Below are 25,784 nucleotides of genomic sequence, written 5' to 3'. Positions count from 1 at the left end.
AGTTTTCTGATTCACATTGCCCATCTCGCTCCATCGCATTGATATATACCGATATTCCGGTCATGTCTCAAGATCCCACGCAAGACCCACGAGGGAGGTCGGACCTCGTGCGTTCGGCTTCGCGACCGCGTGCGTGTGATCACTGGTTAGCGACGCTGGGTCGATGTACTGTTTCTGGTTAAGGTGGCGGTGGCGGTGGCGTGAGGAGCCGAGCTCATCGGTTGGTTAGTGCGGGAGAGGCCTGGTGACACAACAGATCCCCCTCCGGATCCGCCGATGGCCGCTGTGATTCTCATGCACGCGCTCAGACGGAATGATCGATGTGCTTTGAAAGGCTGTGACGGATGAGTGCGGCCGCGATCAACGAACGGCTCATCAAGTCGCGGCAGCGCGTGAGGGCGCATGGCGAGGTCTTCACTCCGCGGCATATGGTGAATCAGATGCTCGATCTCGTCCGCCCCGAGCTCGAGGCAGGACCGAACTTCGTTGACAAGACGTTCTTCGAGCCTGCCGCCGGCGATGGAAACTTCCTTGTCGCGATACTGCGCCGCAAACTCGACGCCATCGTCAAGCGCTACCAGCCATCCGTCCAACCCATGGAGTCGCTCTTCGCGCTGGCATCGATCTATGGCGTCGAACTGCTTGAGGACAACCACGCGGCGGCCAAGGCGAACCTCTTGGCCACATTCACCGCATTTCAGGAAAATGCAGGGGTTTCCTGCGGCACGCGCACGAACCTGTACCGCTCAGCAGCGGCGCTCGTGGACTGGAACGTCCTCCGCGGTAACACTCTTACCGGGCTCGACTGGGAGGGCCGAGAGCTCGTCTTCTCCTGGTGGAATCGCGTGCTCAACAAGCCGGCCCTCGTGCAACGCGAGCCGTTTACGCTCGCCTCGCTGCGCGGATCGAGCGTCGGCACGTTCGAGTTCAGCATTCATGCTTCATACTCTGTGTGTCAGATCACCCACGTCTATAAAGAGCTGAGGGCCGATGCCTAGTCCGAAGATCAGTACGTTCCGTGAGATCGTTCCCGTCGTCTATGCCTGGATGACTCCTGATGTCGCGAAATACCAGGGTTGGGAAAAGATCGGCTACACCGAGCAGGAGGGCGGGGCCGACGTGCGCATCGCCCAGCAGGCCTCCCAGCTGGGGATCGAGAAGGTCAAGCTATGGGCGCAGCGCGCGTTCTTCACATCGGAGGCTGGAGGTGCGTTCACTGACCGGGACTTCCACTCGTACCTCAAGCAGCGCGGCGTTGAGCGGGAACTCACCCCACGCACGGAATGGCATCGCTTCGCGGAAATGCCGTTGACCTCCAAGCAATACTTCCTCGAGTACGCTAGCCAAGACGGCGCAGAACTCCAGCGCGCCAGTAACGAGGACTACCGCCTGCGCCCCGAGCAGGATGCCGCCGTGGCGCAGGCGCTCCGTGCCTTCGGGTCCGGCCACGCGGATGTCCTGTGGAATGCCAAGCCTCGCTTTGGTAAGACGCTGACGACGTATGACCTCATGCGGCGCCTCGATGCACGCCGCGTGCTAATCGTCACGAACCGTCCGGCGGTCGCCAACTCGTGGTTCGACGACTTCGTCCGCTTTATCGGCCACCAGACCTCATATGTATTCGTCTCGGACTCGGCATCCCTCGCCGGCCGGGAGACAATGTCGCGCGGCCGGTGGACCCAGTACGCCGCGGAGCATGACGACCCGCGCAGCGTCGAGTTCCTCTCACTGCAGGACCTTAAGGGCTCCCAGTATTTCGGCGGCTCGCACAAGAAGCTTCTACACATAAAGAAGTCCAGTTGGGACCTGCTCGTCATCGACGAGGCCCACGAAGGCGTGGACACGACGAAGACCGACATCGTCTTCGACCAAATAACACGCAAGAGGACTCTGCACCTGTCCGGAACGCCGTTCAAAGCCCTTGCCGCGGGCAAGTTCGACGACCAGCAGATCTTCAACTGGACGTACGAGGACGAGCAGACGGCCCGTGCCGAGTGGTCCGATGGTGCGCAGGAAAACCCCTACGCAGCGCTGCCGACGCTCAACATGCTCACATACCAGCTCTCGCGCATGATCTCCGATCGTCTGTCCGAGGGGGTCGCCCTCGGTGAGGACCAGGCGAACATTGACTTCGCATTCGACCTTGGCGAGTTCTTTGCGACGAAGGACAACGGCGTCTTCGAGCACCGTGACGACGTCGTTAAGTTCCTCGATCGCCTCACCACGAACGAAAAGTATCCGTTCTCGACGTCCGAGTTGCGCGACGAAATTCGACACTCGTTCTGGCTGCTGAACCGCGTCGCGTCGGCAAAGGCGCTCGAGAAGCTGCTCAAGCAGCATGAGATCTTTAGGGACTACACAATCGTCCTTGCCGCCGGCGACGGGCGCAGCGAAGAGGACGCCGATACCATCGACTCAGCCAAGGCTCTCGAAAAGGTCCGTACCGCCATCGCCGCCGCGGAGCAGGTTGGCGGCAAAACGATCACCCTATCGGTAGGACAGCTCACCACCGGGGTCACCGTGCCCGAGTGGACGGCAGTGCTCATGCTCTCAAATCTGGCCTCGCCGGCGCTCTACATGCAGGCAGCCTTCCGCGCGCAGAACCCGCACACATTCCTCCGCGGCGAGCGCATGCTGCAGAAGAACAACGCCTATATTTTCGACTTCGCGCCGGAGCGCACGCTTGCAATCTTTGACGAGTTCGCGAACAACCTGCGCCCCAACTCGTTGAGGAGCCCCGAGGTTCGACGTGAGAACATCCGCACATTGCTCAACTTTTTCCCCGTCATCGGCGAGGACGCCGACGGCCGTATGGTCGAACTCGACGCCGCGCAGGTACTTACGTTCCCGCAGGTCTTCAAGGCGCGGGAGGTCGTACGTCGCGGCTTCCTTTCTAACCTGCTATTCGCGAATGTCTCCGGCATCTTCCGCTACTCCGAGCAGGTTATGGCGATCCTCGAGAAGCTGCCCGAGGCTAAGCAGGGCAAGCTTAAGGCGGGCACCAAAATCACTCTTGAAGAGCCTGTACCAATTACCGACTCCGACGGGAACGTTGAGGTTGACTTGCAGACAGTGATCAACCCTAAGGTGGCCGAGCTCGGCGCACCCGTTTGGCAGGTTGAGGATATCCCTATCATACAGCCTAATGCTCCGGCAAGCATCGCCGCAACGAGAATCGCGGACGCTATTACCGAGCAGACGAAAGAGAAGCGCGAGGAGCTAAAAGACGTCTACGGCCTTACGACCGCGCAAGTCACGCGGGATGAGAAGCGCACCGAGGCGGCGGTCGCGGCTGCCGTTGAACGCGCTTACGTCGATCACTCTATTGTCTCCAAGTACCTCGAGGACGAATTTCACAACGCTACGACTGACGCCGACGTTGCGGCCGTTGCCGAAAAGCGGGCCGAGCAGGAGCAAGCTTTTACCGCCGACATTTTAGCCATAGTTGGTAGGACGATGGAGCAGGTCGTTCCAGAGATCGTTGCAAGGGAGGAGAATAAGAAGGAGCAGAAGCGCGCGAACATCGCAATGGACAATGCGCGCGCCCACCTGCGGGGTTTCGCCCGGACTATCCCGATGTTCCTCATGGCCTACGGTAATGAGAGCATCCGTCTTTCGAACTTCGATGATCACACCCCTGACGCCGTCTTCGAAGAGATCACAGGCATCAGCGAAGCGGACTTCCGCATTCTGCGGGACGGACAGGACATCGCCGAAGACGACGGCACCGTCTCCCGAATTCCGGGCCTGTTCGATACGTCGGTTTTTGATCAGGCAATTCAGGAGTTCCTCGCCAAGAAGGTCGCGTTGGCTGATTACTTCGACGACGCGCTAACTGAGGATATCTTCGCATACATCCCACGTCAAAAATCGTCGCTCGTTTTCACACCCCAGCCGGTAGTGAAGCAGATGGTTGACATTCTCCAGCTAGAGAACCCCGGAATATTTTCCGACCCCACGAGAACTTTCGCAGACCTGTTCTCCACCGCTGGGTTGTTCCTCATGGAGCTCGTGCGCAGGCTCGATAATGGGCTGGCAGACGTCATCCCGGATCAGAACGATCGCCTGCGACACATCCTCTCGAAGCAGATCTTTGAGATGAGCCACAACCAAATCCTTCACGACATCACCATCGAGGCCGTGTCCGGCGGTGTCCGTGAACGCAAACAGTGGATCGCGGAGTCCGGGCACTACCGCGTACATAACCTCGCTCAGATGACCGCCGAACAGCGGCAGGCCGTCATCGACGACATGCTAACGGAAGGCGACTGATATGACCAAAAAGTTCGACGTTGTCATCGGCAACCCGCCGTACCAGGAGAAGGCTCTAGGTAAGGGCACCCGAGACACCCCGGTCTACCACCGCTTCATGGACGCGGCGTATGAAGTCGGGACGAAAGCCGTGCTTATCACCCCGGCCCGGTTCCTGTTCAACGCTGGCTTTACGCCAAAGGCGTGGAACGAGAAGATGCTCGCGGATGCGCATCTAAGCGTTCCGTATTACGAACCCGATTCTAACCAAATGTTTCCGGGCTTGACGGATCCTATTAAAGGTGGTGTTGCAGTCACATATCGCGACTCGGAGCGCGAGATCGGTCCGGTTGGCTTCTTTATACGGCACCCTGAGCTTAGCACTATCCTGCACAAGGTCCAGAGGTCGGGAACGAGCTTCATTGACAAGCTTGTGTCAAGCGGTCGGGCCTATGCCTTTACGGACGAGATGCACGATCGGTACCCGAATGCAATGGGCATGATGTCGATCGATGCACGGTTCCGTGTAAGCACCAATGCCTTCGAGCAGCTCGCATTTCTGTTCTTTCAGGTTCGACCGGACGACGGCGGTGAGTACGTGCGTCTCCTTGGGGTTATCAAGAACGTTCGCGTGTTCCGTTGGATTCGCAGTGAGTATATATCGGGGCCCAACAGCCTCAATCGGTATAAGGTCGCCGTGCCGGCGGCGAACGGGTCGGGTTCCACGACTGACTTCTTCGGCGTGGCGTTGAATTATCCGACGGTGCTGGAGCCAGGGGTCGCAGTGACACAAACATTTATTACCATAGGATCGTTCAACACTGAGGCGGAAGCCAAAGCTTGTCAGAAGTACACGAAGTCCAAGTTCGCGAGAACAATGCTCGGCATCCTCAAGATCACCCAGCACAACCCGCGAAATACCTGGAAGTTTGTCCCAAGCCAGGACTTCACTTCGGCATCATCCATCGACTGGAGTGGGTCGATTCCGGAGATTGACCAGCAGCTGTATGCCAAGTACGGGCTCGACGAGGAAGAGATCTCATTCATCGAGACCAACGTCAAGTCCGTGGAGTGACCGCCGGATAGTGATTTAGGTCATTCCCGCCAACGTTCAGATCCCGCAGTAGTGAATGGGCTCCGCCGTCGCCGATATCGTCGTGTAGGCGGTCCGTGGCGTCTTGGTCAATCGACATGACGTCGCGTTCAGCGCCGTCGATGAAGTGGCAGTAACGACATCTGCACTTTGTTGAGGGACGGAGAGGGCGACCCTCCGCAAGGACGAGTTGCTGAACGCGGCGCTGGATGTCGAGGACCGATGCATCCCGCCCGGCGACCGGCTCGAACGGCTGGCGGGTGATCGCCGTGGCCAGCACAGCTCCGGGTGAACGACCAGTGGCGGCTCTGCGTCATCTGGCAAGAGGGAGGTGCGGAGGATGTCGAGCTCGTCGACTACCACTGACAGTGACCGGATCGATCCGATCCATCCGGGCGAGATCCTGATGGAGGACTTCATCGAGGGCTTCGGGATCACCAGAACAAGCTCGCGGTGTCGAACGGCGTACCCCCGCTGCGCATCAACGAGATCGTGCACGGCAAGCGGGGCATCACTGCCGGCACCGCCATCCGGCTGGCGTGCTACTTCGGGACCTCGGACGAGTTCTGGATGAACCTGCAGTCCCACTAAGAGCTGCGGCTCGAGCGGCGGGCGCTGCAGGACAGGGTCGCGGAGATCGTCCCCCTGCGGGTTGCCTGGCCGCGAGACCCCGAGTCCGCCCGCCCTCTGGATGCCTGCCGCCGCGATCGCCTCAGAAGAGCGGCCAGGGGACCGCCGGCATCTCGCCCTCGGGGGCCGGGAAGCGCCCTGCCGAGCGCAACCGAAAGCAGCGGGCGGCGAGCGCGGCGATCTCCTCCGCCGTCAGCAGCTCCTTCAGTTCCCGCCCCAGATCCCCGTCCAGTGCCGCGAGCACCCGATCCACGCCCTCGAGCTCCTCGGCGCTCAGCGGATCCCCGACCCACCCCCACAGCACAGTGCGGAGCTTGTGGTCCCGGTGGAAGGTGAGGCCGTGGTCGACGCCGTGGCGGTGGCCGTCCGGCATCGCGAGCACGTGGTAGCCCTTGCGGTCGGCGTTGTTGACGATCACGTCGAAGACGGCCATGCGGCGGAGCGCGGGGGAGTCCTCGTGGATCAGGGTCACCGAGTTCCCCTCCTGGTCCTCGCCGCCGAGGACGGTGCGGTAGCCGGTCTCCGGCACCTCGTCCGTGGGGATCAGATCGACGGCGTCCTGGTCGGGGTCCTCGTCCTGCCAGAGCTGCACCATGCCCGCGCCGAGCGGGCCGTCGCGCAGCCAGGTGCGGGGCACGACGTTCCAGCCCAAGGCCTCCGAGACGAGGTAGGCGGCGACCTCGCGGTGCGCGAGCGTGCCGTCGGGGAAGTCCCACAGCGGGTTCTCGCCCTGGATGGGCTTGTAGACCACGGTGGTGTCGCCGATGGTGCCGAGGAAGGTCGCGTTGGACGCGGTGCGGATGCGGCCCGTGAGCGTCAGCTCGGCGGTGACCAGGTCCGTCGCCGGCATCAGTCCTCGCGGGCGATGCAGATGTGACCCTCGGGGTCCATCGGCTGGCCGCAGAACGGGCACGTCGGGCGGCCGGCGTCCACGATCTCGCGGGTGCGCAGGGCGAAGGCCCGGGCCGCGCCCACGGGGAGGCGCACGACCAGCATCTCGCCGTCGTCCGCGGACGGCATGCCGGGGAGGTCGTCGTCCTCGTCGCCGTCCGTGAGCGGGTACGCCTCGATGACGACCTGCGCCGTCGTCGGATCCCAGCCGAGGCTCATCGCGCCGGCGCGGAAGCGCTCCTCGACGGGCTCGAGCGCGTCCTCGTCGACGAGCTCGCGCGGCGTGTTCGTCGGGACGCTGAAGGGGTTCCCCTCGACGGCCACGAGCTGGTCGAGGATCTCGTCGATCTTCTCCGCGAGGAGCGCGGACTGCTGCTTCTCGAGGGCGATGCTCACCAGCTGCTGGCTCGCACGCACCTGCAGGTAGAACGTGCGGGCACCCGGGAGGCCGATGGTGCCGACCACGAGCCGGTCGGGCCAGTCGAACTCCAAGGCGCGTGTGGGCATGTCACCACTCTAGGCGCGTGCGGATCACGGTGCGCTGTGCCCGGCGCCGCCGCCGACCGGCGCATCGCCGGAGCCCGTGGGGCCTGCGAGCCAGGAGAGGTCGCCCGCGTCGCTGTTGGTCGCGTGGACGATCGGCCGGCTCGCGCCGTACCGCACGATCGAGACGGACGCGGGGCCCACGTCGATGCGCTGGAACAGGTCGAGGTGCGTGCCGAGGGCGTCGGCGAGGATCGACTTGATGACGTCGCCGTGGCTGACCGCGACCCACACGGCACCCGGCCCGTGCTCGGCCTCGATGGTGGCGTCGTGGCGGCGGATCGCCGCGACCGCGCGCGCCTGCATCCCGGCCATGGACTCGCCGCCGGGGAAGACGACCGACGAGGGGTGCGACTGCACGCGAGACCAGAGGTCCTCCTTGGCGAGGTCGCCGAGCGCGCGGCCCTGCCAGTCGCCGTAGTCGCACTCGGTGATGTCGGGCTCGATCGGCTGGGCCGGCTTCCCCGTCTGGTGCTCGAGGATCCGCTGCGCCGTCTCCCAGCATCGCTGGAGCGGGCTGGACACGACGGCGGCGAGCGGCACGGCGGCGAGCCGTTCGGCGGTGCGGTCCGCCTGCTCGCGTCCTGTGTCGTCGAGGTCGACGCCGGGTGTGCGCCCCGCCAGAATCCCGGTCGCGTTCGCTGTGGTGCGTCCGTGCCGCACGAGGATCACTGTCGCCATGCGGCGAGCCTAACGAGGCGGGCTGGGGCGGGGTCGCGGGAGCGGGGTCGCCCCAGGGCGTCGGTCGTCCAGCAAGCCGGTCGCGGCCCAAGACACCAGGATTGTGGAGGACACCGACGATCGTGGTCAGGAGGGTTGTACGTTCCAGTCCTCGGACCGTCTGACCGGGATGGAGGCTGCAGATGAGCATGCTGGTCACGCTCGGCGCCGTCGTGCTCGTCGGCGGGAGCATCGGGTACCTCGGTTCCATCGACGACCCCACCGGAGTGAGCAGGGCGTCGATGGTGCCATCTGCGGTCCTCCTGGCGGCGAGCGCGTACGTCCTCTTCGCGTTCGTCCCCTCCTCGGGATACGGGCCGCCGGTGCTCGCGATCAGCATGGTCGCCGGGTCGGCGCTCGCCGCGGGGATCGCGCTGCGGAGGCATCCGCTTGCGAAGGGCATGGGGTACTTGCAGCGCGTGGGCCTCGGATTCCGGCACACCCGCCTGCTGCGCGAGTACGCCGCGCAGCAGCGGCACAGGGACGCCGACGCCGACCGTCAGTCGCGGACGGTCTGACGGAGCGCGCCGCGAGGGGGCGCGCGACTGGTCGCGCGACGGTGCCTGCGCCACGATGGCGGGAGGGACGACGAAGAGGGGGACGCCATGGCGACCGATGCGCAGGCCGGTTGGTACGACGACGGATCCGCGACCATGCGCTGGTGGGACGGGGCGCGGTGGACCGAGCACGTGATGCCGCCGACGCCGCCCGTCCCGCCGGCCTCCCCGGTGGTGGCCCCGACCGCGGCCGTCCCGGCTGCGTCTATCAAGCCGCCTGCGGACGTCGCAGGCCACGCGGTGGCCACCGCGACGTCGATCACGCGTCCTGTCACCGGCCAGGGCGGTGCGACGACGCCGACCAGGACGGACTCCGCCGTCCCCTCGGGTCAGGCCTACGTCGTGCTCCAGATCATCCTCAAGGAGAAGCTGTGGGGGACGGGCAGCGGCAACCTCACCGAGCTCGAGCACGCGATCAACGAGCAGGCGGCGAAGGGGTACCGCTTGCACACGATCTCGACGGCATCCTCCGGCAGCAAGGGGCTCGCCGGCGGCGATCGGATCCAGGCGACCTTGGTGTTCGAGCGGCTCGGGTGACGGCAGCGACTCCACTCCCGTCCCGTGCTGAGCGCGTGAACCGTCGACCCGCGTCCCTCGCCGCCGCCGCACTCGTGCTGGCGGCGGCCCTCAGCGGGTGCACGGCATCTGACGACCTCGCGCAGCAGTTCCGCTCCGGTGACGGCAAGGGGCACATCTCCGGAGACGGGCGGGTGACGGAGTTCAGCGTCGAGGATCGAGGCACGCCCGTGACGTTCGTCTCAGACGACACAGCGGGCACGGCCGTGACCGCTGAGCAGTTCCGCGGCAAGGTCCTCGTGGTCGACTTCTGGTACGCCGAGTGCGGTCCCTGCCGGCTCGAGGCGAAGGACCTCAACGAGGTCAGCGCGGCGACGACGGACACGGCGATGTTCCTGGGCGTGAACACCCGGGATTCGGCAGCCAACGCCGACGCATTCGTCCGTGCCTTCGATGTCCCCTACGACACCGTGCTCGACGCGCAGGACAGCAGCGTCCAATTGGCATTCGCCGAAAGGACAGCACCCAACGCCACGCCGTCGACGATCGTGCTCGACCCGGAGGGCCGCGTGAGCGCCCGGATCCTCGGGCTGGTCGACCCCAGCACGCTCACGACGTTGATCGCGACGGCCGCGGCGACGCCGCCCGCCTAGACCGGACGCGCTACGCCTGGCCCCGCACCGTCGGCCGGCAGATCAGCACCGGGCACGGCGCCGAGTGCTGGACGCGGCTGGCGGTGCTGCCCAGCAGGATGGTCGCGGTGAGGCCGCGGCTGCCCGCGGCCATCGAGATGAGGCCGGCGGAGAGCTCCTCGGCGGCGCGGATGATCTCGGTCGCGGGGGAGCCGCTGCGCACGTCGCGGTGGATGGTGGGGCCCCAGCCCTCGAACACGTGAGCGACCACCTCGACGGCGGACTCGGCGTCGCGGCGGTAGCTCAGCTCCGTCTGGCCGTGCGCATGGCGCGGGCCGAGCTCGTTCGCGAACGGGGCCGCCGCGTAGGGGCTCACGACCGCGAGCACGGTGACCTCGGTGATCTCGCGGGAGTCCGCGATCACCTGGAACTGGCGGGCCGCCTCCAGGGAGGCGCGGGATCCGTCGGTGGCGACGATGACGTGCATGCTCAGACCTCCCGGTCCGTCGGGGAGGATGCGGCGACGCCCGCCGCGGCCTCGAGGTCCGGCTTCTTCCCGCCGAGCGTCCGCTGGGCGAGGTACAGCACGAGGCCCAGTGCGAGGAGCCCGCCCACCCACCAGAGTGCGTCGGGGTCGTCGACGAGCGTGTAGATCAGCACGGCGACGTTGCCGAGGATGCCCACGACGAGCAGCGGCGTGTTAGCCCGGTAGGTGTCCGGCGTCTCGTCCTTCCCGCGGAGCTTCAGGCACGCGACGATCACGAGCGCGTAGATGAAGAGGAGGAACACGACCGTGATGGTGGCGAGCCGGTCGACGATGTCGAGCCGCTCGTCCTCCGGGAGGCCGGCCTGGCTGGAGCGGATCGCCGCGCCGATGATCAGCAGCGACGCCACGACCGCGCCGCCGAACAGCAGCGCGACGTACGGGCTCCGGCGGGCCGGGTGCACCTTGGCGAAGACCGCCGGCACCACGTTCTCGCGGGCCATGCCGAACAGGATCCGCGACTGCGCCACCACCGTGACGAGCGCCGTGTTGCTGATGGCGACCATCGCGATGAGGCCGAAGACCACGAGCATGATCGCCGCCGGGATGAAGAACAGGTCGGCGCGCACCACCTCGAGGAGGGTGTTGCCGGCGAGGGCGTCGATCGGCACGGCGAGGGCCGCGGCCATCGAGACGAGCACGTAGACGACGCCGGCGGTCATCATGCCGCCGATGAGCGCGCGGGGGAACGCGCGGGACGGGTCGATGGTCTCCTCGGCGACGTTGGCCGCGTTCTCGAAGCCCGTCATGGCGAAGAAGGCGAGCGAGACGCCCGCGAGCACGGCGAGCACCGCGGATCCGGCGCCGCCCTCGACCTGGAACTGGAGGAGCACGGCCGGGTCGCCGACGCCCTCGACCAGCGCGATCACGCCGATGGCGACGACCACGACGAGGCCGCTGATCTCGATGAACGTCATGACGACGTTCGCGATGACCGACTCGCTGATGCCGATGAGGTTGATGACCGTGATGAGCGCCACGAACGCGACGGCGATGCCGGTGGACGCCCAGATGGCGGACTCGGGCAGGCCGATCAGGTCGCTGAGGTACCGCACGAATCCCGCGGCGAGCGACCCGACCGCGGCCATGTTGGCGCTCAGCATGCAGATGGTGATGAAGAACGTGAGCACGGGGCTGCGGAACGCCTTGTTGATGTACAGCGAGGCGCCGGCGGCCTGCGGGTACTTCGTGACGAGCTCCGCGTAGGCGAGGCCGGTGATGGTCGCGATGGAGACGCCCACGAGGAACGCCATCCAGAACGCGCCGCCCACGGCGGCGGCGACGAGGCCGACGAGCACGTAGATGCCGGAACCCAGCACGTCCCCGACCACGTAGAAGTACAGCTGCTTGGCCGTGATGGAGCGCTTCAGCTCGGATCGCGGGGGTGCGGGTGCCTCGATGGGGTTCGCCATCACCCAACCCTAGGGGCGGGGTGCCCTGCGGTGAAGGGCCGGTTGCGGCCCCCGATGCTGCGGCATGCGTCGCCGACGGGGTCGCGCGCCACGGATCCGGTCGTGGATGCCGATCGGCGGGGCGCCCGTCAGCTCGCGTCCGGACCCGACTCGCCCTGCGTCGTGGTCGCCGCGAGCTGCTCCATGAGCTCGGCCGTGCGTCGCAGCTCCTCCTCGTCGGCGACGGGCCCGACGGCCGAGGCGGCCTCGCGCAACCAGCCCGCGCGTGCCACGAGCACCGCGGCGAGGAGCTGACGCCCGGCGGGGGCGACGACGAGGCGGGGCCCGATCCCGTCCGTCTCCTCGGCGAGGACGCCGCGGTGGAGGAGCGCGGCGAGGCTCGGGACGAGTGCGGCGCGCGACGTCCGGGTCCAGACCGCCAGGGACCCGCGGTCCACCCGCATGTCGGTGGCGACCACGCGGAGGAGCTGGATCTGCAGTCCCGTCAGCCCGTCCCAGGCATCGATCGTGGCGGCGTCCATGACGTCGAAGACGTCGCTCATGCCGACGATGAGCCGTCCGAGCACGTGCGGATCCGTCATGGCGCGCCTCCTCGGGAGCCGGTGGCGACGACCCCGCGGGCCGTCTGCTCTGGAGGGACCGTATCGCCCGACGGCGCCGGAGGCCATGGGCGACGGCGAACCGTCACGACATCCGTCCGTCTGCGATGCTGGCACCGGATGCGCGCCGTGGGAGCGCGACCGTGACGAGGAGGTCGCATGAGCGCCGCAGCAGTCGCTGGATCCGCGGGGGCGCGCCCGTGACGCCCCGGATCCGCGCCCTCCTCCTCACGGGCATCATCACCGGGCTCACCATGGCCGTCGTCGCGGCCGCCCGGCCCTGGACCCGCCCGGACGCGCCCGACGACTGGGTCGTGCTGCGCTTCGCCGCGGGCGACGCCGGATCCGCCTACGAGGCCTTCGAGTCCCTCGCGGCGACCGAGGCGGCGGGGGACGACGCGCTGCAGCTGCTGGAGGCCGGACGCATCGACGGCAACGAGTTCGGCGCGGACTCCTACGACGTCTACTTCGTGGGACCCGACCGCCGGATCATGTGGGAGGTCCTCGCGCCGATCTTCGCCGGGGCGCCCGTGCCGTGGACGTCGGTGGAGCTCCGTCGCGGCCTCGCGGACGCCGCGCCCGTGGTGGTGCGGGCCGGGCGCTGACCGCGGGATCCGCCGCGCGCCCTGCCGGTCCGCGCCGCGCCACGCTGCGCCGTGCCGACTCGCGTCGCAGCCCGCCGGGCCGCGGTGTCGGCGCCCGCGTCTAGCGTCGGGGCATGACGTCGAGCGGATCCCCCAGGTGCCGGGCCGAGGCGTGCGTCGCGCTCGTCGAGCCCGGGGCGCCCGTGCCGCTGTGCGCCGCGCACCTCGTGGCCGCGGCGGCCTGGGTGGAGCGGGGGCACGGCGTCGAGGACGTGCTGCCGTCCCCGTGCCCGGCCTGCGGCTCCCGCTTGGGCGTCCGCTACCCGTCGGGCTGGCTGTGCGCGGTGTGCGAGTGGCGGCACGGCGACCACCCGGACGGGGAGCTCGCGCCGCCGCGGGTGGATGTCGTCTACTACATCCGCTTCGGCGAACGGCTGAAGATCGGCACGAGCGCCAATCCCCGGCAGCGGCTCGGCACGCTCCGGCACGACGAGCTGCTCGCGTTCGAGCGCGGCGGGCGCGCGGTGGAGCGGGCGCGGCACACGCGGTTCGCGCGGCAGCGGTTCGACCGCACGGAGTGGTTCGCGCTGGACGACGAGCTGCGGGAGCACGTGCGGGCGCTCGCCGCGGGGCAGCCGGATCCGTGGGAGCTGCTCGCCCGGTGGCGGAGCGAGGCGCAGGCGCTGCGGGTGAGCTGACGCCTGCCTGCCCTGCCCGCCCCGACAGCCCCGCCCACCCGCTGACAGCGCCCGCGGCTCGCGGGGGTCAGCCGGCGGACGCGGCGGCGGTCGGCGGCTCGCGCAGGTAGGCGTCGACCAGGAACGGGCCGCGGATCTCACGCAGCCGGTCGAGCAGCAGGTCCACCGTGCCGCGCGTGAGCCCGGAGACGCAGAGGTCGTAGGGCCCGAGCGGGGGCAGCTTGCCGGTGCGGATCCGGACGACCTCCCAGCCGGCGGACCGCAGCGCCCGGTCCTTCCGGCGATCCGCCTCCTCGCGGCGGCCGACGTGCTCCAGCCCGTGGCGTCCCGTGGAGTCGTACTCGACGGCGACGCGCAGCTCCGGCAGCAGGATGTCGGGCCACGCCTCGAGGTGCTCGAAGAACGGGCGGGCGAGGCGCACGGCGTTGAGCCCCGGGGTGTGCTCCAGGCGCGCGACCAGCTCCTGCCGCAGGCGCTCCTCGACGGCGGACGCGGGCGGCGGGGCGCACGCGCTCGCGAATGGCTCGCCCACGGGGAGGTCGGGGGTGGCGCTGCAGACGCCGGGTGAGCGGCGGGCGCGGGCGACGGGCGGATCCGCGACCGGAGCCGGGCCGCGCACCGCCCGCGGGGCCGGGCTCGGCGTGCCGTCCTTCGCGCGCCGGTCGCGCCCGGTGCCGCGGGACGCGGGCATGCCGTCGCGCGCTCCCCGCCGCGCGCGCGGCGAGCCGGAGGGCGACGACGGGGATTCGGGCGCCAGCCCGGGCGCTGCCGCGGTCGGGGCACCCGCCACCGCACCTGCCACCGGACCCGCCACCAGCGGGGACGCGCCCGGCCAGCGCACCTGGTCCGCCATCGGCAGCACGGGCGTGCGCGGAGCCGCCGCCTCGGCGCACTCCGGGCACCACGACGACCGGCGGCGCTCCCGGCCCGGGCGCATGCGCTGCTCCTCGGGCGTCGCGACGAAGACGTGACCCGTGTCGCACTGCCAGGTGAGGAAGACGTCGGCGGCGGGCGGCACCTGGGTGAGCGTGATGCCGCGGTTGAACTCCGGGTGGTACTGCCTGATGAGCACCGGGAACGACGCCCACGCCTCCCGGTAGGCGCCCACGGGGTAGGGCACGTCGAGGCCGCGCGACCAGCGGCGTCGCGCCCACCACGCATCCACCGGCTCGGGCATGCGGTCACGCTACGAGGAGCCACCGACCTCGGCCTAGCCTGGGGCCGTGCCCGACCTCGCGACCGACCGCCTGCTGCTCCGGCGCTACGCCGCCGCCGACGCGCCCTTCCTCCTCGACCTGCATTCCCGGGCCGAGGTGCAGCGGTGGATCGGCTCGGGCCGCGTCGAGGCGGATCCGGCCCAGGCGGCCGCGCGCGCGGACCGCTACGCCGCGTTCGACCACCCCGTGCGCGGGATCTGGGCGATCGCCGGCCGCGCGGACGGCGCCCTCCTCGGGTCGCTGCTGCTGAAGGGGCTCCCCGCGTCGGCGGATCCCGTGACGGCGGACGATCCCGCCCCGCGCGACGCGCCCGCGGAGGGCGAGACGGAGATCGGCTGGCACCTGCACCCGGACGCCTGGGGTCGTGGCGTCGCGACGGAGGCGGCGCGCCGCGTCCTGGCGCACGCGGCCGCCGGCGGCCTGACGCGCGTCCTGGCCGTGACGAACCCGGCGAACGCGCCGTCGCAGGCCGTGTGCCGGCGCATCGGGATGCGGGCCCTCGGCCACACCCGCGGCTACTACGACGCCGAGTGCGAGCTGTTCCGCGTCGACCTCGGCTGAGCGGGATCGGCATTCGCCCCGCGTCCCTTTTCCGGCATCTGAGGAATCCGCGACTAGCGTGGGACGCGATGCGAGGGGGCTCCGCGACGATGCGGCGCGTCCCGATCCGCAACGCGCACCAGGAGGACGATCGACGATGATCACGCAACCATCCGCACCAGGACGCGGGACGCCCGCGGACGGTGCACCCGAGCGACGCCCGAGGCGGAGGGGGATGCGCGCGGTCGCCGTGACCGCCGGCATCGCCACCGCCCTGTCCCTCGCGGGCCTGCCCGCGCACGCCGCGACGCCGTCCGGAGCGCACGCGCCGGCCGCCGCCGCGCCCGCGGCCATCGCCCCGTCGGCTCCCGCCGCCGTCGAGGACGCGACCTTCACCCCGGGCGAGGCCCGCCTCGACACCGCGGGGAACGTGATCCAGGCGCACGGCGGCCAGATCGTCCCCTCGGTCGACGAGACCGGCGCCACCATCTACTACTGGTACGGCGAGGACCGCTCCAACGGCTACGCGTCGAGCCCCGGCGTGCACGTGTACTCATCCCGCGACCTGGAGGCGTGGACCGACGAGGGCCTCGCGCTCCGGGCCATGTCGTCGCCCGACCAGTTCGACGCCGACCCCTTCTTCGCCGGCCTCTACGGCGACCTCGACGCCGACGCGCGCGCCGCCGTCTACGAGGACCTCGGCACCACGCCCGCGGCCGGGTCCTCGCGCCCCGCCGCGATCCTGGAGCGCCCGAAGGTCATCCACAACGAGGCGACCGGCCAGTGGGTCATGTGGATCCACACCGACGGTCCCACCGCCACGAGCGACGCGCAGTACGCGAAGGCCACCGCGGGCGTCGCGGTGTCCGACTCGCCGACCGGCCCGTTCCGCTACCTGCAGGACCACCGGCTCCACGAGGCGCCTCCGGGCGAGCCCGACTACCAGCCGAGCAGCAAGGGCATGGCCCGGGACATGAACCTGTTCGTCGACGACGACGGGACGGCCTACATCATCTACTCGAGCGAGGAGAACTACTCGCTCTACATCTCGAAGCTCGACAGCGACTACACGGCGCTGGCGACCGGGCCCGCCGACGCGGTCAAGGGCGTCGACTTCACGCGCCCCTACATCGGCGCGCACCGCGAGGCGCCCGTGCTCTTCAAGTCGCACGGCACCTACTACCTCATCACCTCGGGCGCGACCGGCTGGAACCCCAACCCGGCCTCGTACGCGACGGCGACCGACATCCTCGGCACCTGGACGGACCGCGGCAACCCCGCGCAGGGTGACGGCGCCGCCACGACCTTCGGGTCGCAGAGCACCTCGGTGATCCCGATCGACCCGGAGGACGGCCGCTTCGTCTACATGGGCGACCGGTGGACGCCGGACGACCTGGCGAACGCGCCGTACATCTGGCTGCCCCTCTCCTTCGGCGAGGGCGGATCCATGACGCTCACCGACCCGGGCACGTGGAGCGTCCGCGACATCCCGGCCTACGCGCCGTGGGAGGTCACGACGGAGATCCCCGCCACCGTGCGCACCGACGACGCCTCGTCGCTGCCCGACGAGGTCGAGGTGCGGAGCGACGGCGCGACCACGACCACGGGCATCGCCTGGGACGCCCGGGCGCTCGCCGGGGCCGGTCCCGTGCAGCTGCGCGGCACGCTCGACGACGGGCGCACGCTCGTCCGCCGCGTGGTCGTCGTCCCGCAGGACCTCGAGTACGCGGTCGACGCGGGCGGCTGGGCGACGGCCGACTGGAAGGCCGTCGTGCAGGCGGCCGCGGGCGACGCGCCGCTCCTCGGATCGGTGCCCGAGCAGCCGCTCGGCACGGATCCCGCCACCGGCACCACCTGGGGCTGGACCGGATCGAGCGACGTGAAGGGCGACGCCGGCGGCGACCTGTACTCGACGCTCCGCTGGGCGAAGTCGGGCGCGACGCTCACGTACTCCTTCGGCGGGCTGACGCCCGGCGAGCACCGCGTCGACCTCGGGTTCTCGGACCCGTGGACCACCGCGAGCCGCACCGCGCGCATCACGCTGAACGGGCAGGTCGTCGAGCGGGCGCGGCCCTTCGGCGCCGACTCCTCGAGCGCGTACACCGCGGTCGTCGGGGCGGACGGCGTGCTGGAGGTGGAGATCGCGAAGGCGGCGGGACCGGACGTCCAGGTCAGCTTCCTCCTGGTCTCCGGCGGCCCCTCGGCTCTCGCCGAGCAGAGCATCGCGTTCACCGCGCCCACCCGCGCGACCGCAGGCGGCGACCCCATCGCGCTGACGGCCACCGCGACCTCGGGCCTGCCCGTGTCGTTCGCGGCCTCCGGGGCGTGCGAGGTCGACGGCGCGCAGCTCACGCCCACGTCCGCGGGCGTCTGCACCATCACCGCGACGCAGGCGGGGGATGACGCGTTCGCGCCCGCCGAGGCCGTCACGCGCACCTTCCGGGTGCAGGCGGCGGTCCTCGACGACTTCGCCCGCCGCGGCTCCGCGGTCGGCGGATCGTGGACCGGGTCCACCGCCGCGACCGCCTACCGCCTCGCGGCCGGCACGCTCCGCCCGTACCAGGGCGGCGCGCTCCTCCACGGCGAGGCGCTCGGCGCCACGCAGGAGGCGGCGGTGCGGCTCACGAAGGTGTCCCGCACCGCGCAGTCGGTCGGCCTCGTCCTCAAGTCGCAGTCGGCCCGCACGGTCGACCGCGGCGCGGTCACGGTCGCGTACGACGCGCGCACGAAGGCGATCACCACCACGGCGATCGCGACCGACGGCACCCGCACGGCCTACCCGGCGATCCCGGTGCAGCTGCTCGCGGGCGACGTCCTCACGGCGCGCTACACGGCCGACGACACGGTGGAGGTCCTCCTCGACGACGACCTCGTCGCCACGACGGAGCTCTCCGACGCGGACGCCGAGCGCTTCCACGACGCGACCGGCCGCGTCGGCCTCTGGACGCAGGGCGCCCTGCTGACGGTGCTCGACGACATCCGCGGCGGCACGACGGTCGGCTGACCACCGGCCGGGAGCGGGGACGCGTCACGGCGCGTCCCCGCTCCCGGCGTCAGTCGCCGCTCTCGCGGGCCCTCCGGGTCTCCCGGTCGTTCGCCTTCCGGATCCCGTCCACCAGCTCGTCCTTCGTCATGCGGCTGCGGCCGCTCACGTCGAGGCGGCGCGCCACGTCCATCAGGTGCGCCTTCGACGCGTTCGCGTCCACCCCGCCCTGCGTCCCCGCGCCGCGGCGCTCGGCCCCGTCGTCGGAGGGGCCCTTCTCGTCCTTCGGCTCCCAGTGGTCGCCGACCTTCTCGAAGCCGTGCTTCAGCGCGGCGTAGGCGGTGCGCTCCGCGCGCTCCCCGGATCCGTACTGCTCCTCCGCGGAGGCGTGCGCGGCCGACCAGGTCGCCTGGGCGCGCTCGGGGGAGCGCCGGATGGTGCTCGGCATGTCGTCGTCGTCGGGGGCCACGGGTCCTCCTCGTGCTCGGGTGCGGGCGCCGTGCGCGCCGCCGTCCCTCCACCCTGCCCCTCCGCACCGGTCGAGGTCGAGGGCTGGGGGAGGCCGTGACCGCCAGGGGACGCGCCTCCGGCCTCCGGCGCCGGTGAGCCCGCCGGGGGATGATGGACCCATGGCGTCTCCGCTCCACCCCCGCACCCCGTCCCCCCTCCGACGCGCCGCGCTCGCCGCGGCCGCCGCCGCGCTCGTGCTGGGCGGTGCGCTGATCCCCGCGGGTCCCGCCTCCGCGCACGACCGCCTCGTGGGATCCACTCCCGCGGCGGACGCCACCGTCACCGCCGAGCCCGGCACCATCGCCCTCGACTTCAGCGAGGACCTCCTCTCGCTCGACGCGCAGAACTCGGGCTTCGCCATCCAGGTCGTGAACGCCTCGGGCGGCACCTTCCACGAGGACGGCTGCGTCACGGTCGACGGCACCACGGCCACGAGCCGCATCGCGCTCGGCACGGCGGGCACGTACCAGGTCACGTGGCGCGCGGTCTCGAGCGACAGCCACCCCATCGACGGCACCTACTCCTTCACCTACGCACCCGAGGGCGACACCACGGGCACGCCCGCGGTCCTCGCCGCCCCGGCATGCGGCGACGCGTGGGCGGGCAGCGCGGCTACCGCGACGCCGGAGCCCGAGGGCACCATGACGACGCAGGGCACGCAGGGATCCGCTCCCGCGCCCACCACGGACGCGGAGTCCGGCGAGTCCGTGCCGCTCGCCGACGCCGCGGAGACCACGCCCGTGTGGGTGTTCGTCCTCATCGGCCTGGTGATCCTCGCGGCCGCCGTGCTCGTCGTGCTCGGGGTGGTGCGGCGCTCGTCGCGCCGGTTCCCGGGCGAGGACGGGCGGAGCGTCGGCGGTCCGACCGACGGCGCCGACGACCGGCGCTAGGCCCGGTCGTCCCCGCCGAGGGCGCGGCGCAGGGCCTGGAGGTCGTCGCCGTCGAGCGTCCCCGCGAAGCGGAGCAGCGCGGCCTCGCGGTCCTTCGTGGCCGCGAGCGCGCCCGACATGAGCGACGCGGCGTGGTCCGTGCGCGATCGCGCGGGCGCGAACGTGAGGGCACGGGCCTCGTCCGAGCGGGTGACGAGGCCCTTCTGGCCGAGCCGGTCGAGGACCGTGAGCACGGTCGTGAGCGCGGGCCGCGGATCCGGGATGCGCGCGACGACGTCCTTGCCGGTGAGCGGCTCGTCCGCGTCCCACAGGGCGTCCATGATGGCGGCCTCGAGCTCCCCGCGGGGGCGCTGGCGTCCGATCGGCACGGTCGGCTCCCCTCGGGTCGGGTGGCGGATGGAGGTCACGATCCTACGCCGACCCGCGGGGCCCGCTCCGCGCCCCGCGCCCTCGCGGTCAGCCGGCACCCCGGCGGATCGGGCACGATGGAGGCATGACCGATTCACAGGACCGAGAGCCCACCCCCCTCGAGCAGGCCATCGCGCGCGGCCAGGCCGGCGAGTCCGACATGACCGCCGTCCTCACGGAGTTCATCAACACGACCGTGGTGGTGCCCACCGCGACGCCCCTGACCCCGGAGACCGACCAGCTCCAGCCGGTCCTCTTCGACCGCGACGGCGTGCCCATGCTCGCCGCGTTCACGCACGAGGACCGCATCGACGAGAAGGTCACGAGCGTCGCCGACCACGTCGCCACCATCCCCGCCGCCGAGCTCGTCCAGGCGATCCCGGAGGGCACTGGCCTCGTCATCAACGTCGGCACCACCGACGGCTTCGAGATGATGCCCGAGGGCGTCGCGCAGCTCGCCGACGACGTGCGCCGCGTCATCGACCAGGACGAGGACGGCACGCAGCCGGGAGCTCCCACCCCGTCCGCGCCGTCGCCCGACGCCGTCTGACCCCGGCCCCGCCGACCACCCGGCGCCGTCGCACCCGAGGAGGGGGCGGCGGCGTCGTCGCGTCGGGGGCGTCTGGGGCGTCTGGGGCGTCCGGGGCGTCCGGGGCGTCCGCGACGTCCGGCGGACGCGACCCGGATCGTCACACGACGGAAACGTCCCGCTCGATATGCTGATCCCGTAGCACGGCCGCGCACGCATCGCGGGAGAGCTCCTCCGGGAGCACCGAAGGAGCAAGCCTCCCCGCCAATCTCTCAGGTCCCTGTACCGCGATGCACTGGCCACTCTGAAAAGAAGTCGTCCCGTACGGCTCGCCCACGGTGAAAGCACCGTCCTCGGACGGCGCGAAGCTCTCAGGCACATGACAGAGGGGGAGTCCCGCACCCGGCGCGCCCGCGCCGGAGGAACCCGGAGGACTCCATGCCCGACGCACCCGCCGACGCCCCGGCCGAGGCGCAGCCCCGCCGCTCCCCGCTGCACGCCGTGCACGAGGCGGCCGGCGCCTCCTTCACCGACTTCGCGGGCTGGCTCATGCCGGTCCGCTACACGAGCGACCTCGCCGAGCACCGCGCCGTGCGCGAGGCCGCCGGCATCTTCGACATCTCGCACATGGCCGAGATCTCCGTCGAGGGGGAGGGCGCCGCGGCGTTCCTCGACTCCGTCCTCGCCGGCCGGCTGTCCGCCATCGCCGAGTGGCAGGCGAAGTACACGCTGCTGCTGGACCCCTCGGGCGGCATCGTCGACGACCTCATCGTCTACCGCACCGGCGAGGAGTCCTTCCTCGTGGTCGCCAACGCCGGCAACCACGATCCCGTGCTCGCCGTCCTCGCCGAGGCCGCCGCGGACCGCGACGACGTCGAGGTCGACGACGCGAGCGACGACGTCGCGCTGATCGCCGTCCAGGGCCCGGTGTCCCGCGCGATCCTCGAGGCCACCGAGGGCCTCGACACCGAGGCGCCGCTCGAGGCGCTCCGCTACTACCGCGCGACCCCGGCGCGCTTCGCCGGGCAGGACGTGCTCGTCGCGCGCACCGGCTACACGGGCGAGGACGGCTACGAGCTGTACGTCGCCACGGAGGACGCCGTCGCGCTGTGGGAGGCGCTCGTCGCCGCCGGCACCCCGCTCGGGCTCCTGTCCACGGGCCTCGCCTGCCGCGACACCCTGCGCCTCGAGGCGGGCATGCCCCTCTACGGCCACGAGCTCGGCCTCCACACGCTGCCCGTGCAGGCGGGCCTCGGCAAGGTGGTCGCGCTCGGCAAGGAGGGCGGCTTCCGCGGGCGCGCCGCCGTGGAGCGGGGCCCGGACCCCGTCGCGCGCGTGCTCGTCGGCCTCGTCACCGAGGGTCGCCGTGCACCGCGCGCCGACTACCCCGTCTACGCCGAGGAGGCCGTGGGCGACTCCGCCGCCGCCCTCGAGGCCGTGATGGACGCGACCGAGGGCGCCGTGCCGCCCGTCGGCATCGTCACCAGCGGCGCCCTGTCGCCCACGCTCGGCCACCCCGTGGCCATGGCGTACGTGGATCCCGCGCTCGCCGCCCCCGGCACGCGCCTCACCGTCGACGTCCGCGGCACGCGCGTGCCCGCCACCGTCGTGACCCTCCCGTTCTACTCGCGAAAGGCCCGCGCATGACCGACCAGACCACCCTCCAGTACACCGCCGAGCACGAGTGGGTGCAGGTCGACGGCGACGTCGCGACCGTCGGCATCACCGCGTACGCCGCCGACAAGCTCGGCGACGTCGTCTTCGTCGAGCTGCCCGCCGTGGGCGACGAGCTCTCGGGCGGCGAGGTCGTCGGCGAGATCGAGTCGACCAAGTCGGTCGGCGAGCTCTTCGCGCCCATCGACGGCACGGTCACCGAGGTCAACGACGACGTCGTCGCCTCGCCCGACCTCGTGAACAGCGACCCGTTCGGGGCCGGCTGGCTGGTGAAGGTGCGCTTCGAGGCGCTCCCCGCGCTCCTCAGCCACGACGAGTACCGCGCGCTGGTGGGCGAGTGACCGCCGTCGACGCCGGCACGCGCCCGGCCGCGACCCCCGTCCCCTCCACCGTGCCGGATGCGGCGGAGGAGTCCTCCGCGTTCGCGCCCGGCGCGTTCGGCGCACGGCACATCGGCATCGACTCCGAGGCGCGCGCCACCATGCTGGGCGTCCTCGGCCACGACTCGATCGCCTCGCTCCTCGCGAAGGCGGTTCCGGAGACCATCCAGGTCGGCCGGTTCCGCACCGAGGGCGACTCCGTGCTCCCCGAGGCCGCCACCGAGCGCGACGCGCTCGCGGAGCTCCGCCGCATCGCCGGCCGCAACCGCGTGCGCACCTCGATGATCGGCCTCGGGTACCACGACACGATCACGCCCGCCGTCATCACCCGGAACGTGCTCGAGAACCCGAGCTGGTACACGGCCTACACGCCGTACCAGCCGGAGATCTCCCAGGGACGCCTCGAGGCGCTCATCAACTTCCAGACGATGGTGGCCGAGCTGTCCGGGCTCGCGACCGCGAACGCGTCCATGCTCGACGAGTCGACCGCCGTCGTCGAGGGCATGCTCCTCGCGCGCCGGGCCTCGAAGGCGAAGACCCCCGTCTTCCTCATCGACGCCGACGCGCTGCCGCAGACGCGCGCGCTCCTCGACAGCCGCGCCGCGGCCCTCGGCATCGAGCTGGTCGCGCACGACCTCGCCACAGTGGATCCCGCGGAGCTGCCGGACGCGTTCGGCGCGTTCATCCAGTACCCCGGCGCCTGCGGCCGCATCTGGGACCCGAGCGCCGTCATCGCCCGCGTGCACGCGGCGGGCGGCCTCGCGGTCGTCGCGGCCGACCTGCTCGCCCTCACGGTCATCACGTCGCCCGGAGAGCTCGGCGCGGACATCGCGGTCGGCACCTCGCAGCGCTTCGGCGTGCCCATGGGCTTCGGCGGTCCGCACGCGGGGTACCTCGCCGTGCGCGCCGGCCTCGAGCGGCAGATGCCCGGACGCCTCGTCGGCGTCAGCCAGGACGCGGCCGGGCACCCCGCCTACCGGCTCTCGCTGCAGACGCGCGAGCAGCACATCCGCCGCGAGAAAGCCACGAGCAACATCTGCACGGCGCAGGTGCTCCTCGCGGTCATGGCGTCGATGTACGCCGTCTACCACGGGCCGAAGGGCCTCCGGGTGATCGCGCGCCAGGCGAACCGGGGCGCCCGCCGCCTCGTCCGCTCGCTCGCCGCGGTGGGCGTCGAGCCGCTGCACGCCGCGTTCTTCGACACCGTGCGGGTCTCCGTGCCCGGCCGCGCCGACGAGATCCTCGCCGCCGCCGCCCGGGGCGGGGTCAACCTGCTCCGCGTGGACGCCGACACGCTGGGCTTCAGCGTCGACGAGGCCACGCGCACCGAGGACCTCCGGGTCGTCGCCCGCGCGTTCGGCGCGGAGCTCGCCGACGACGAGGGGGCGGCCGGCGACCTGTCGTCGATCCCCGAGGCGTCCGTGCGCACGAGCGAGTACCTGACGCACGCGGTCTTCTCGACGCACCGGTCCGAGACCGGCATGATGCGCTACCTCAAGCGCCTGTCCGACAAGGACTACGCGCTCGACCGCGGCATGATCCCGCTCGGCTCCTGCACGATGAAGCTCAACGCGGCCAGCGAGATGGAGGCGGTGACCTGGCCCGAGTTCCAGGCCATCCACCCCTTCGCGCCCGTCGACGACGTCGAGGGCTACCTGGAGCTCGTGCTGCAGCTCGAGACCTGGCTCGCCGACGTCACGGGCTACGACACCGTGAGCCTGCAGCCGAACGCGGGCAGCCAGGGCGAGCTCGCGGGCCTCCTCGCGATCCGCGGCTACCACCTCGCGAACGGCGACGCCGAGCGCACCGTGTGCCTCATCCCGCAGAGCGCCCACGGCACGAATGCCGCCAGCGCCGTGCTCGCAGGCATGCGCGTCGTGGTCGTCGCGTGCGACGAGCTCGGCAACGTCGACCTCGACGACCTCCGCGCGAAGATCGCCGAGAACCGCGACACGCTCGCGGGCCTCATGATCACCTACCCCTCCACCCACGGCGTCTACGAGCACGAGGTCGGCGCGATCTGCGACGCCGTTCACGAGGCCGGCGGCCAGGTGTACGTCGACGGCGCGAACCTCAACGCGCTCCTCGGCTTCGCCCGGTTCGGCGACTTCGGCGGCGACGTCTCGCACCTCAACCTGCACAAGACGTTCTGCATCCCGCACGGCGGCGGCGGGCCCGGCGTCGGCCCGGTGGCGGCGAAGGCGCACCTCGCGCCCTTCCTGCCCGGCCACCCGCAGGCGCAGCGCAACGTGCACGCGCTCGTGCAGGGCGGGCTCGTCTCGACCATCGAGCACGGCGGCGCCCCGGTGTCGGCGGCCCCCTACGGGTCCCCGAGCATCCTCCCCATCAGCTGGGCCTACGTCCGGATGATGGGCGCGGAGGGCCTCATGCAGGCGACCGGCGCCGCGGTGCTCTCGGCGAACTACATCGCCGCGCGCCTGCGCGACCACTACCCGGTCCTCTACGCCGGCGAGGACGGCCTCGTCGCGCACGAGTGCATCCTCGACCTCCGCCCGCTCACCGCCGCCACCGGCGTGACCGTGGACGACGTGGCCAAGCGCCTCGTCGACTACGGATTCCACGCGCCCACGATGAGCTTCCCGGTGCCGGGGACGCTCATGGTCGAGCCGACCGAGAGCGAGGACCTCGCCGAGGTCGAGCGCTTCGTCGCCGCCATGATCGGCATCAAGCAGGAGGCCGACTCGGTCGCCGCGGGCGAGTGGCCGGCCGACGACAACCCGCTCCGGAACGCGCCGCATACCGCCGAGTCCGTCATCGCGGGGGAGTGGACGCACGCGTACACGCGCGAGCGCGCCGTCTACCCCGTGTCGACCCTGGTGCGCGACAAGTACTGGCCGCCCGTGCGCCGCATCGACCAGGCGTACGGCGACCGCAACCTGTTCTGCGCGTGCCCGCCGCCGGAGGCGTTCGCCTGATCCGGGGCTGACGCACGACGGACGACGCACGACGCGCGCACGACGAG

At 70.7% G+C, this 25,784-nt stretch carries 24 protein-coding genes, 1 pseudogene and 2 riboswitches; of the genes and pseudogenes, 16 read left to right on the top strand and 9 right to left on the bottom strand.

All coding sequences use genetic code 11. From position 1 onward, the window contains the following. The first annotated feature begins 344 nt into the window (after positions 1-344). The 4 genes and pseudogenes from AC07VC_RS07835 to AC07VC_RS07820 form a co-directional block, all read left to right on the top strand. The gene (locus AC07VC_RS07835) at positions 345-998 is read left to right on the top strand and encodes a hypothetical protein (protein ID WP_494676283.1); all 654 of its coding nucleotides are present in this window, start codon (positions 345-347) and stop codon (positions 996-998) included. Further along, the gene (locus AC07VC_RS07830; protein WP_494676282.1) at positions 991-4,272 is read left to right on the top strand and encodes a DEAD/DEAH box helicase; all 3,282 of its coding nucleotides are present in this window, start codon (positions 991-993) and stop codon (positions 4,270-4,272) included. Before AC07VC_RS07835 ends, AC07VC_RS07830 begins: the two co-directional genes overlap by 8 nt. A 1-nt stretch (position 4,273) precedes the next feature. Beyond that, the gene (locus AC07VC_RS07825) at positions 4,274-5,326 is read left to right on the top strand and encodes an Eco57I restriction-modification methylase domain-containing protein (protein ID WP_494676281.1); all 1,053 of its coding nucleotides are present in this window, start codon (positions 4,274-4,276) and stop codon (positions 5,324-5,326) included. A 358-nt stretch (positions 5,327-5,684) separates the two neighbouring features. After that, positions 5,685-6,001 (top strand): annotated as a pseudogene (locus tag AC07VC_RS07820) (HigA family addiction module antitoxin); the annotation flags it as partial. A gap of 55 nt (positions 6,002-6,056) precedes the next feature. Here the strand turns inward: AC07VC_RS07820 and AC07VC_RS07815 are convergent. Genes AC07VC_RS07815 through AC07VC_RS07805 form a run of 3 tightly spaced genes read right to left on the bottom strand, consistent with a single transcriptional unit; the run spans position 6,057 to position 8,089 of the window. After that, on the bottom strand, positions 6,057-6,824 hold the full coding sequence (locus tag AC07VC_RS07815; RefSeq protein ID WP_494676280.1) for an SCO1664 family protein: 768 nt from the start codon (positions 6,822-6,824) through the stop codon (positions 6,057-6,059). Continuing rightward, a complete protein-coding gene (locus AC07VC_RS07810; RefSeq protein ID WP_317230259.1) occupies positions 6,824-7,372 on the bottom strand; it encodes a DUF3090 domain-containing protein in 549 nt (182 codons plus the stop codon). Before AC07VC_RS07810 ends, AC07VC_RS07815 begins: the two co-directional genes overlap by 1 nt. Before the next feature lie 24 nt (positions 7,373-7,396). Next, positions 7,397-8,089: a histidine phosphatase family protein gene (locus AC07VC_RS07805; protein WP_494676279.1), complete on the bottom strand. Its 693-nt coding sequence runs from the start codon at positions 8,087-8,089 to the stop codon at positions 7,397-7,399. A 182-nt stretch (positions 8,090-8,271) separates the two neighbouring features. Here AC07VC_RS07805 and AC07VC_RS07800 point away from each other — a divergent pair, with 182 nt between their 5' ends. From AC07VC_RS07800 to AC07VC_RS07790, 3 genes are all read left to right on the top strand, one after another. Then, on the top strand, positions 8,272-8,646 hold the full coding sequence (locus tag AC07VC_RS07800; RefSeq protein ID WP_494676278.1) for a hypothetical protein: 375 nt from the start codon (positions 8,272-8,274) through the stop codon (positions 8,644-8,646). Positions 8,647-8,733: 87 nt separating this feature from the next. After that, positions 8,734-9,222 carry a DUF2510 domain-containing protein gene (locus tag AC07VC_RS07795; RefSeq protein WP_494676277.1) on the top strand — a complete coding sequence of 163 codons (489 nt, stop codon included), beginning with the start codon at positions 8,734-8,736 and terminating at the stop codon, positions 9,220-9,222. A 35-nt stretch (positions 9,223-9,257) separates the two neighbouring features. Then, positions 9,258-9,854 (top strand): TlpA family protein disulfide reductase, encoded by a 597-nt coding sequence (locus tag AC07VC_RS07790; protein WP_494676276.1) that lies wholly within the window; start codon positions 9,258-9,260, stop codon positions 9,852-9,854. Positions 9,855-9,864: 10 nt separating this feature from the next. On the opposite strand, the gene AC07VC_RS07785 is transcribed toward AC07VC_RS07790, so the two are convergent. The 3 genes from AC07VC_RS07785 to AC07VC_RS07775 all read right to left on the bottom strand — a co-directional run bounded on the left by AC07VC_RS07785 (position 9,865) and on the right by AC07VC_RS07775 (position 12,370). Next, entirely contained in the window at positions 9,865-10,320 is a 456-nt protein-coding gene (locus AC07VC_RS07785) for a universal stress protein (RefSeq protein ID WP_094116328.1), read from the bottom strand. Between the two features lie 2 nt (positions 10,321-10,322). After that, on the bottom strand, positions 10,323-11,789 hold the full coding sequence (locus tag AC07VC_RS07780) for an APC family permease (RefSeq protein WP_317230264.1): 1,467 nt from the start codon (positions 11,787-11,789) through the stop codon (positions 10,323-10,325). A gap of 128 nt (positions 11,790-11,917) precedes the next feature. After that, positions 11,918-12,370 (bottom strand): MarR family transcriptional regulator, encoded by a 453-nt coding sequence (locus tag AC07VC_RS07775; RefSeq protein WP_494676275.1) that lies wholly within the window; start codon positions 12,368-12,370, stop codon positions 11,918-11,920. Between the two features lie 218 nt (positions 12,371-12,588). Between AC07VC_RS07775 and AC07VC_RS07770 the strand changes: the two genes are divergently transcribed. Then, positions 12,589-12,993: a hypothetical protein gene (locus AC07VC_RS07770; RefSeq protein WP_494676274.1), complete on the top strand. Its 405-nt coding sequence runs from the start codon at positions 12,589-12,591 to the stop codon at positions 12,991-12,993. A 113-nt stretch (positions 12,994-13,106) separates the two neighbouring features. Continuing rightward, positions 13,107-13,670, top strand: a complete 564-nt coding sequence (locus AC07VC_RS07765) for a GIY-YIG nuclease family protein (RefSeq protein WP_494676273.1) — start codon at positions 13,107-13,109, stop codon at positions 13,668-13,670. Positions 13,671-13,737: 67 nt separating this feature from the next. On the opposite strand, the gene AC07VC_RS07760 is transcribed toward AC07VC_RS07765, so the two are convergent. Continuing rightward, entirely contained in the window at positions 13,738-14,847 is a 1,110-nt protein-coding gene (locus tag AC07VC_RS07760; RefSeq protein ID WP_494676272.1) for a zinc-ribbon domain-containing protein, read from the bottom strand. A 46-nt stretch (positions 14,848-14,893) separates the two neighbouring features. On the opposite strand from AC07VC_RS07760, the gene AC07VC_RS07755 reads away from it, so the two are divergent. Next, entirely contained in the window at positions 14,894-15,448 is a 555-nt protein-coding gene (locus tag AC07VC_RS07755; RefSeq protein WP_494676271.1) for a GNAT family N-acetyltransferase, read from the top strand. A gap of 214 nt (positions 15,449-15,662) precedes the next feature. After that, positions 15,663-18,431, top strand: a complete 2,769-nt coding sequence (locus AC07VC_RS07750; RefSeq protein ID WP_494676270.1) for a glycoside hydrolase family 43 protein — start codon at positions 15,663-15,665, stop codon at positions 18,429-18,431. Positions 18,432-18,480: 49 nt separating this feature from the next. Here AC07VC_RS07750 and AC07VC_RS07745 read toward each other — a convergent pair whose 3' ends face one another. Beyond that, positions 18,481-18,879 carry a ChaB family protein gene (locus AC07VC_RS07745; protein ID WP_494676269.1) on the bottom strand — a complete coding sequence of 133 codons (399 nt, stop codon included), beginning with the start codon at positions 18,877-18,879 and terminating at the stop codon, positions 18,481-18,483. A 160-nt stretch (positions 18,880-19,039) separates the two neighbouring features. Between AC07VC_RS07745 and AC07VC_RS07740 the strand changes: the two genes are divergently transcribed. After that, positions 19,040-19,810: a copper resistance CopC family protein gene (locus tag AC07VC_RS07740; RefSeq protein ID WP_494676268.1), complete on the top strand. Its 771-nt coding sequence runs from the start codon at positions 19,040-19,042 to the stop codon at positions 19,808-19,810. Here AC07VC_RS07740 and AC07VC_RS07735 read toward each other — a convergent pair. Beyond that, a complete protein-coding gene (locus AC07VC_RS07735) occupies positions 19,807-20,217 on the bottom strand; it encodes a BlaI/MecI/CopY family transcriptional regulator (RefSeq protein WP_494676267.1) in 411 nt (136 codons plus the stop codon). The genes AC07VC_RS07740 and AC07VC_RS07735 overlap by 4 nt on opposite strands. Positions 20,218-20,303: 86 nt before the next feature. Here AC07VC_RS07735 and AC07VC_RS07730 point away from each other — a divergent pair, with 86 nt between their 5' ends. The 4 genes from AC07VC_RS07730 to gcvP all read left to right on the top strand — a co-directional run bounded on the left by AC07VC_RS07730 (position 20,304) and on the right by gcvP (position 25,737). Further along, positions 20,304-20,768, top strand: a complete 465-nt coding sequence (locus tag AC07VC_RS07730) for an SseB family protein (RefSeq protein WP_094116318.1) — start codon at positions 20,304-20,306, stop codon at positions 20,766-20,768. A 190-nt stretch (positions 20,769-20,958) separates the two neighbouring features. Then, a riboswitch (glycine riboswitch) is annotated at positions 20,959-21,045 on the top strand. Position 21,046: 1 nt separating this feature from the next. Beyond that, positions 21,047-21,140, top strand: a riboswitch (glycine riboswitch). 45 nt (positions 21,141-21,185) lie between these two features. Continuing rightward, positions 21,186-22,394: a glycine cleavage system aminomethyltransferase GcvT gene (gcvT, locus tag AC07VC_RS07725; RefSeq protein WP_494676266.1), complete on the top strand. Its 1,209-nt coding sequence runs from the start codon at positions 21,186-21,188 to the stop codon at positions 22,392-22,394. Then, on the top strand, positions 22,391-22,762 hold the full coding sequence (gene gcvH, locus AC07VC_RS07720; protein WP_494676265.1) for a glycine cleavage system protein GcvH: 372 nt from the start codon (positions 22,391-22,393) through the stop codon (positions 22,760-22,762). Before gcvT ends, gcvH begins: the two co-directional genes overlap by 4 nt. Beyond that, entirely contained in the window at positions 22,759-25,737 is a 2,979-nt protein-coding gene (gcvP, locus tag AC07VC_RS07715) for an aminomethyl-transferring glycine dehydrogenase (protein WP_494676264.1), read from the top strand. The genes gcvH and gcvP overlap by 4 nt, the downstream gene beginning before the upstream one ends. The last annotated feature ends 47 nt before the right edge of the window (positions 25,738-25,784 follow it).

It is taken from the genome of Clavibacter sp. GW821-FHT01D01 (genome assembly GCF_059422605.1).
Note: the sequence above shows the minus strand (reverse complement) of the source record. Positions and strands in the feature narration are given on the sequence as shown.

Excerpts from the sequence above, each read along its gene's own strand:
- AC07VC_RS07835 (WP_494676283.1), top strand. The coding sequence starts at position 345 with ATGAGTGCGGCCGCGATCAACGAACGGCTCATCAAGTCGCGGCAGCGC.
- AC07VC_RS07830 (WP_494676282.1), top strand. The coding sequence starts at position 991 with ATGCCTAGTCCGAAGATCAGTACGTTCCGTGAGATCGTTCCCGTCGTC.
- AC07VC_RS07825 (WP_494676281.1), top strand. The coding sequence starts at position 4,274 with ATGACCAAAAAGTTCGACGTTGTCATCGGCAACCCGCCGTACCAGGAG.
- AC07VC_RS07815 (WP_494676280.1), bottom strand. The coding sequence starts at position 6,824 with ATGCCGGCGACGGACCTGGTCACCGCCGAGCTGACGCTCACGGGCCGC.
- AC07VC_RS07810 (WP_317230259.1), bottom strand. The coding sequence starts at position 7,372 with ATGCCCACACGCGCCTTGGAGTTCGACTGGCCCGACCGGCTCGTGGTC.
- AC07VC_RS07805 (WP_494676279.1), bottom strand. The coding sequence starts at position 8,089 with ATGGCGACAGTGATCCTCGTGCGGCACGGACGCACCACAGCGAACGCG.
- AC07VC_RS07800 (WP_494676278.1), top strand. The coding sequence starts at position 8,272 with ATGAGCATGCTGGTCACGCTCGGCGCCGTCGTGCTCGTCGGCGGGAGC.
- AC07VC_RS07795 (WP_494676277.1), top strand. The coding sequence starts at position 8,734 with ATGGCGACCGATGCGCAGGCCGGTTGGTACGACGACGGATCCGCGACC.
- AC07VC_RS07785 (WP_094116328.1), bottom strand. The coding sequence starts at position 10,320 with ATGCACGTCATCGTCGCCACCGACGGATCCCGCGCCTCCCTGGAGGCG.
- AC07VC_RS07780 (WP_317230264.1), bottom strand. The coding sequence starts at position 11,789 with ATGGCGAACCCCATCGAGGCACCCGCACCCCCGCGATCCGAGCTGAAG.
- AC07VC_RS07775 (WP_494676275.1), bottom strand. The coding sequence starts at position 12,370 with ATGACGGATCCGCACGTGCTCGGACGGCTCATCGTCGGCATGAGCGAC.
- AC07VC_RS07765 (WP_494676273.1), top strand. The coding sequence starts at position 13,107 with ATGACGTCGAGCGGATCCCCCAGGTGCCGGGCCGAGGCGTGCGTCGCG.
- AC07VC_RS07760 (WP_494676272.1), bottom strand. The coding sequence starts at position 14,847 with ATGCCCGAGCCGGTGGATGCGTGGTGGGCGCGACGCCGCTGGTCGCGC.
- AC07VC_RS07750 (WP_494676270.1), top strand. The coding sequence starts at position 15,663 with ATGCGCGCGGTCGCCGTGACCGCCGGCATCGCCACCGCCCTGTCCCTC.
- AC07VC_RS07740 (WP_494676268.1), top strand. The coding sequence starts at position 19,040 with ATGGCGTCTCCGCTCCACCCCCGCACCCCGTCCCCCCTCCGACGCGCC.
- AC07VC_RS07730 (WP_094116318.1), top strand. The coding sequence starts at position 20,304 with ATGACCGATTCACAGGACCGAGAGCCCACCCCCCTCGAGCAGGCCATC.
- gcvT (WP_494676266.1), top strand. The coding sequence starts at position 21,186 with ATGCCCGACGCACCCGCCGACGCCCCGGCCGAGGCGCAGCCCCGCCGC.
- gcvH (WP_494676265.1), top strand. The coding sequence starts at position 22,391 with ATGACCGACCAGACCACCCTCCAGTACACCGCCGAGCACGAGTGGGTG.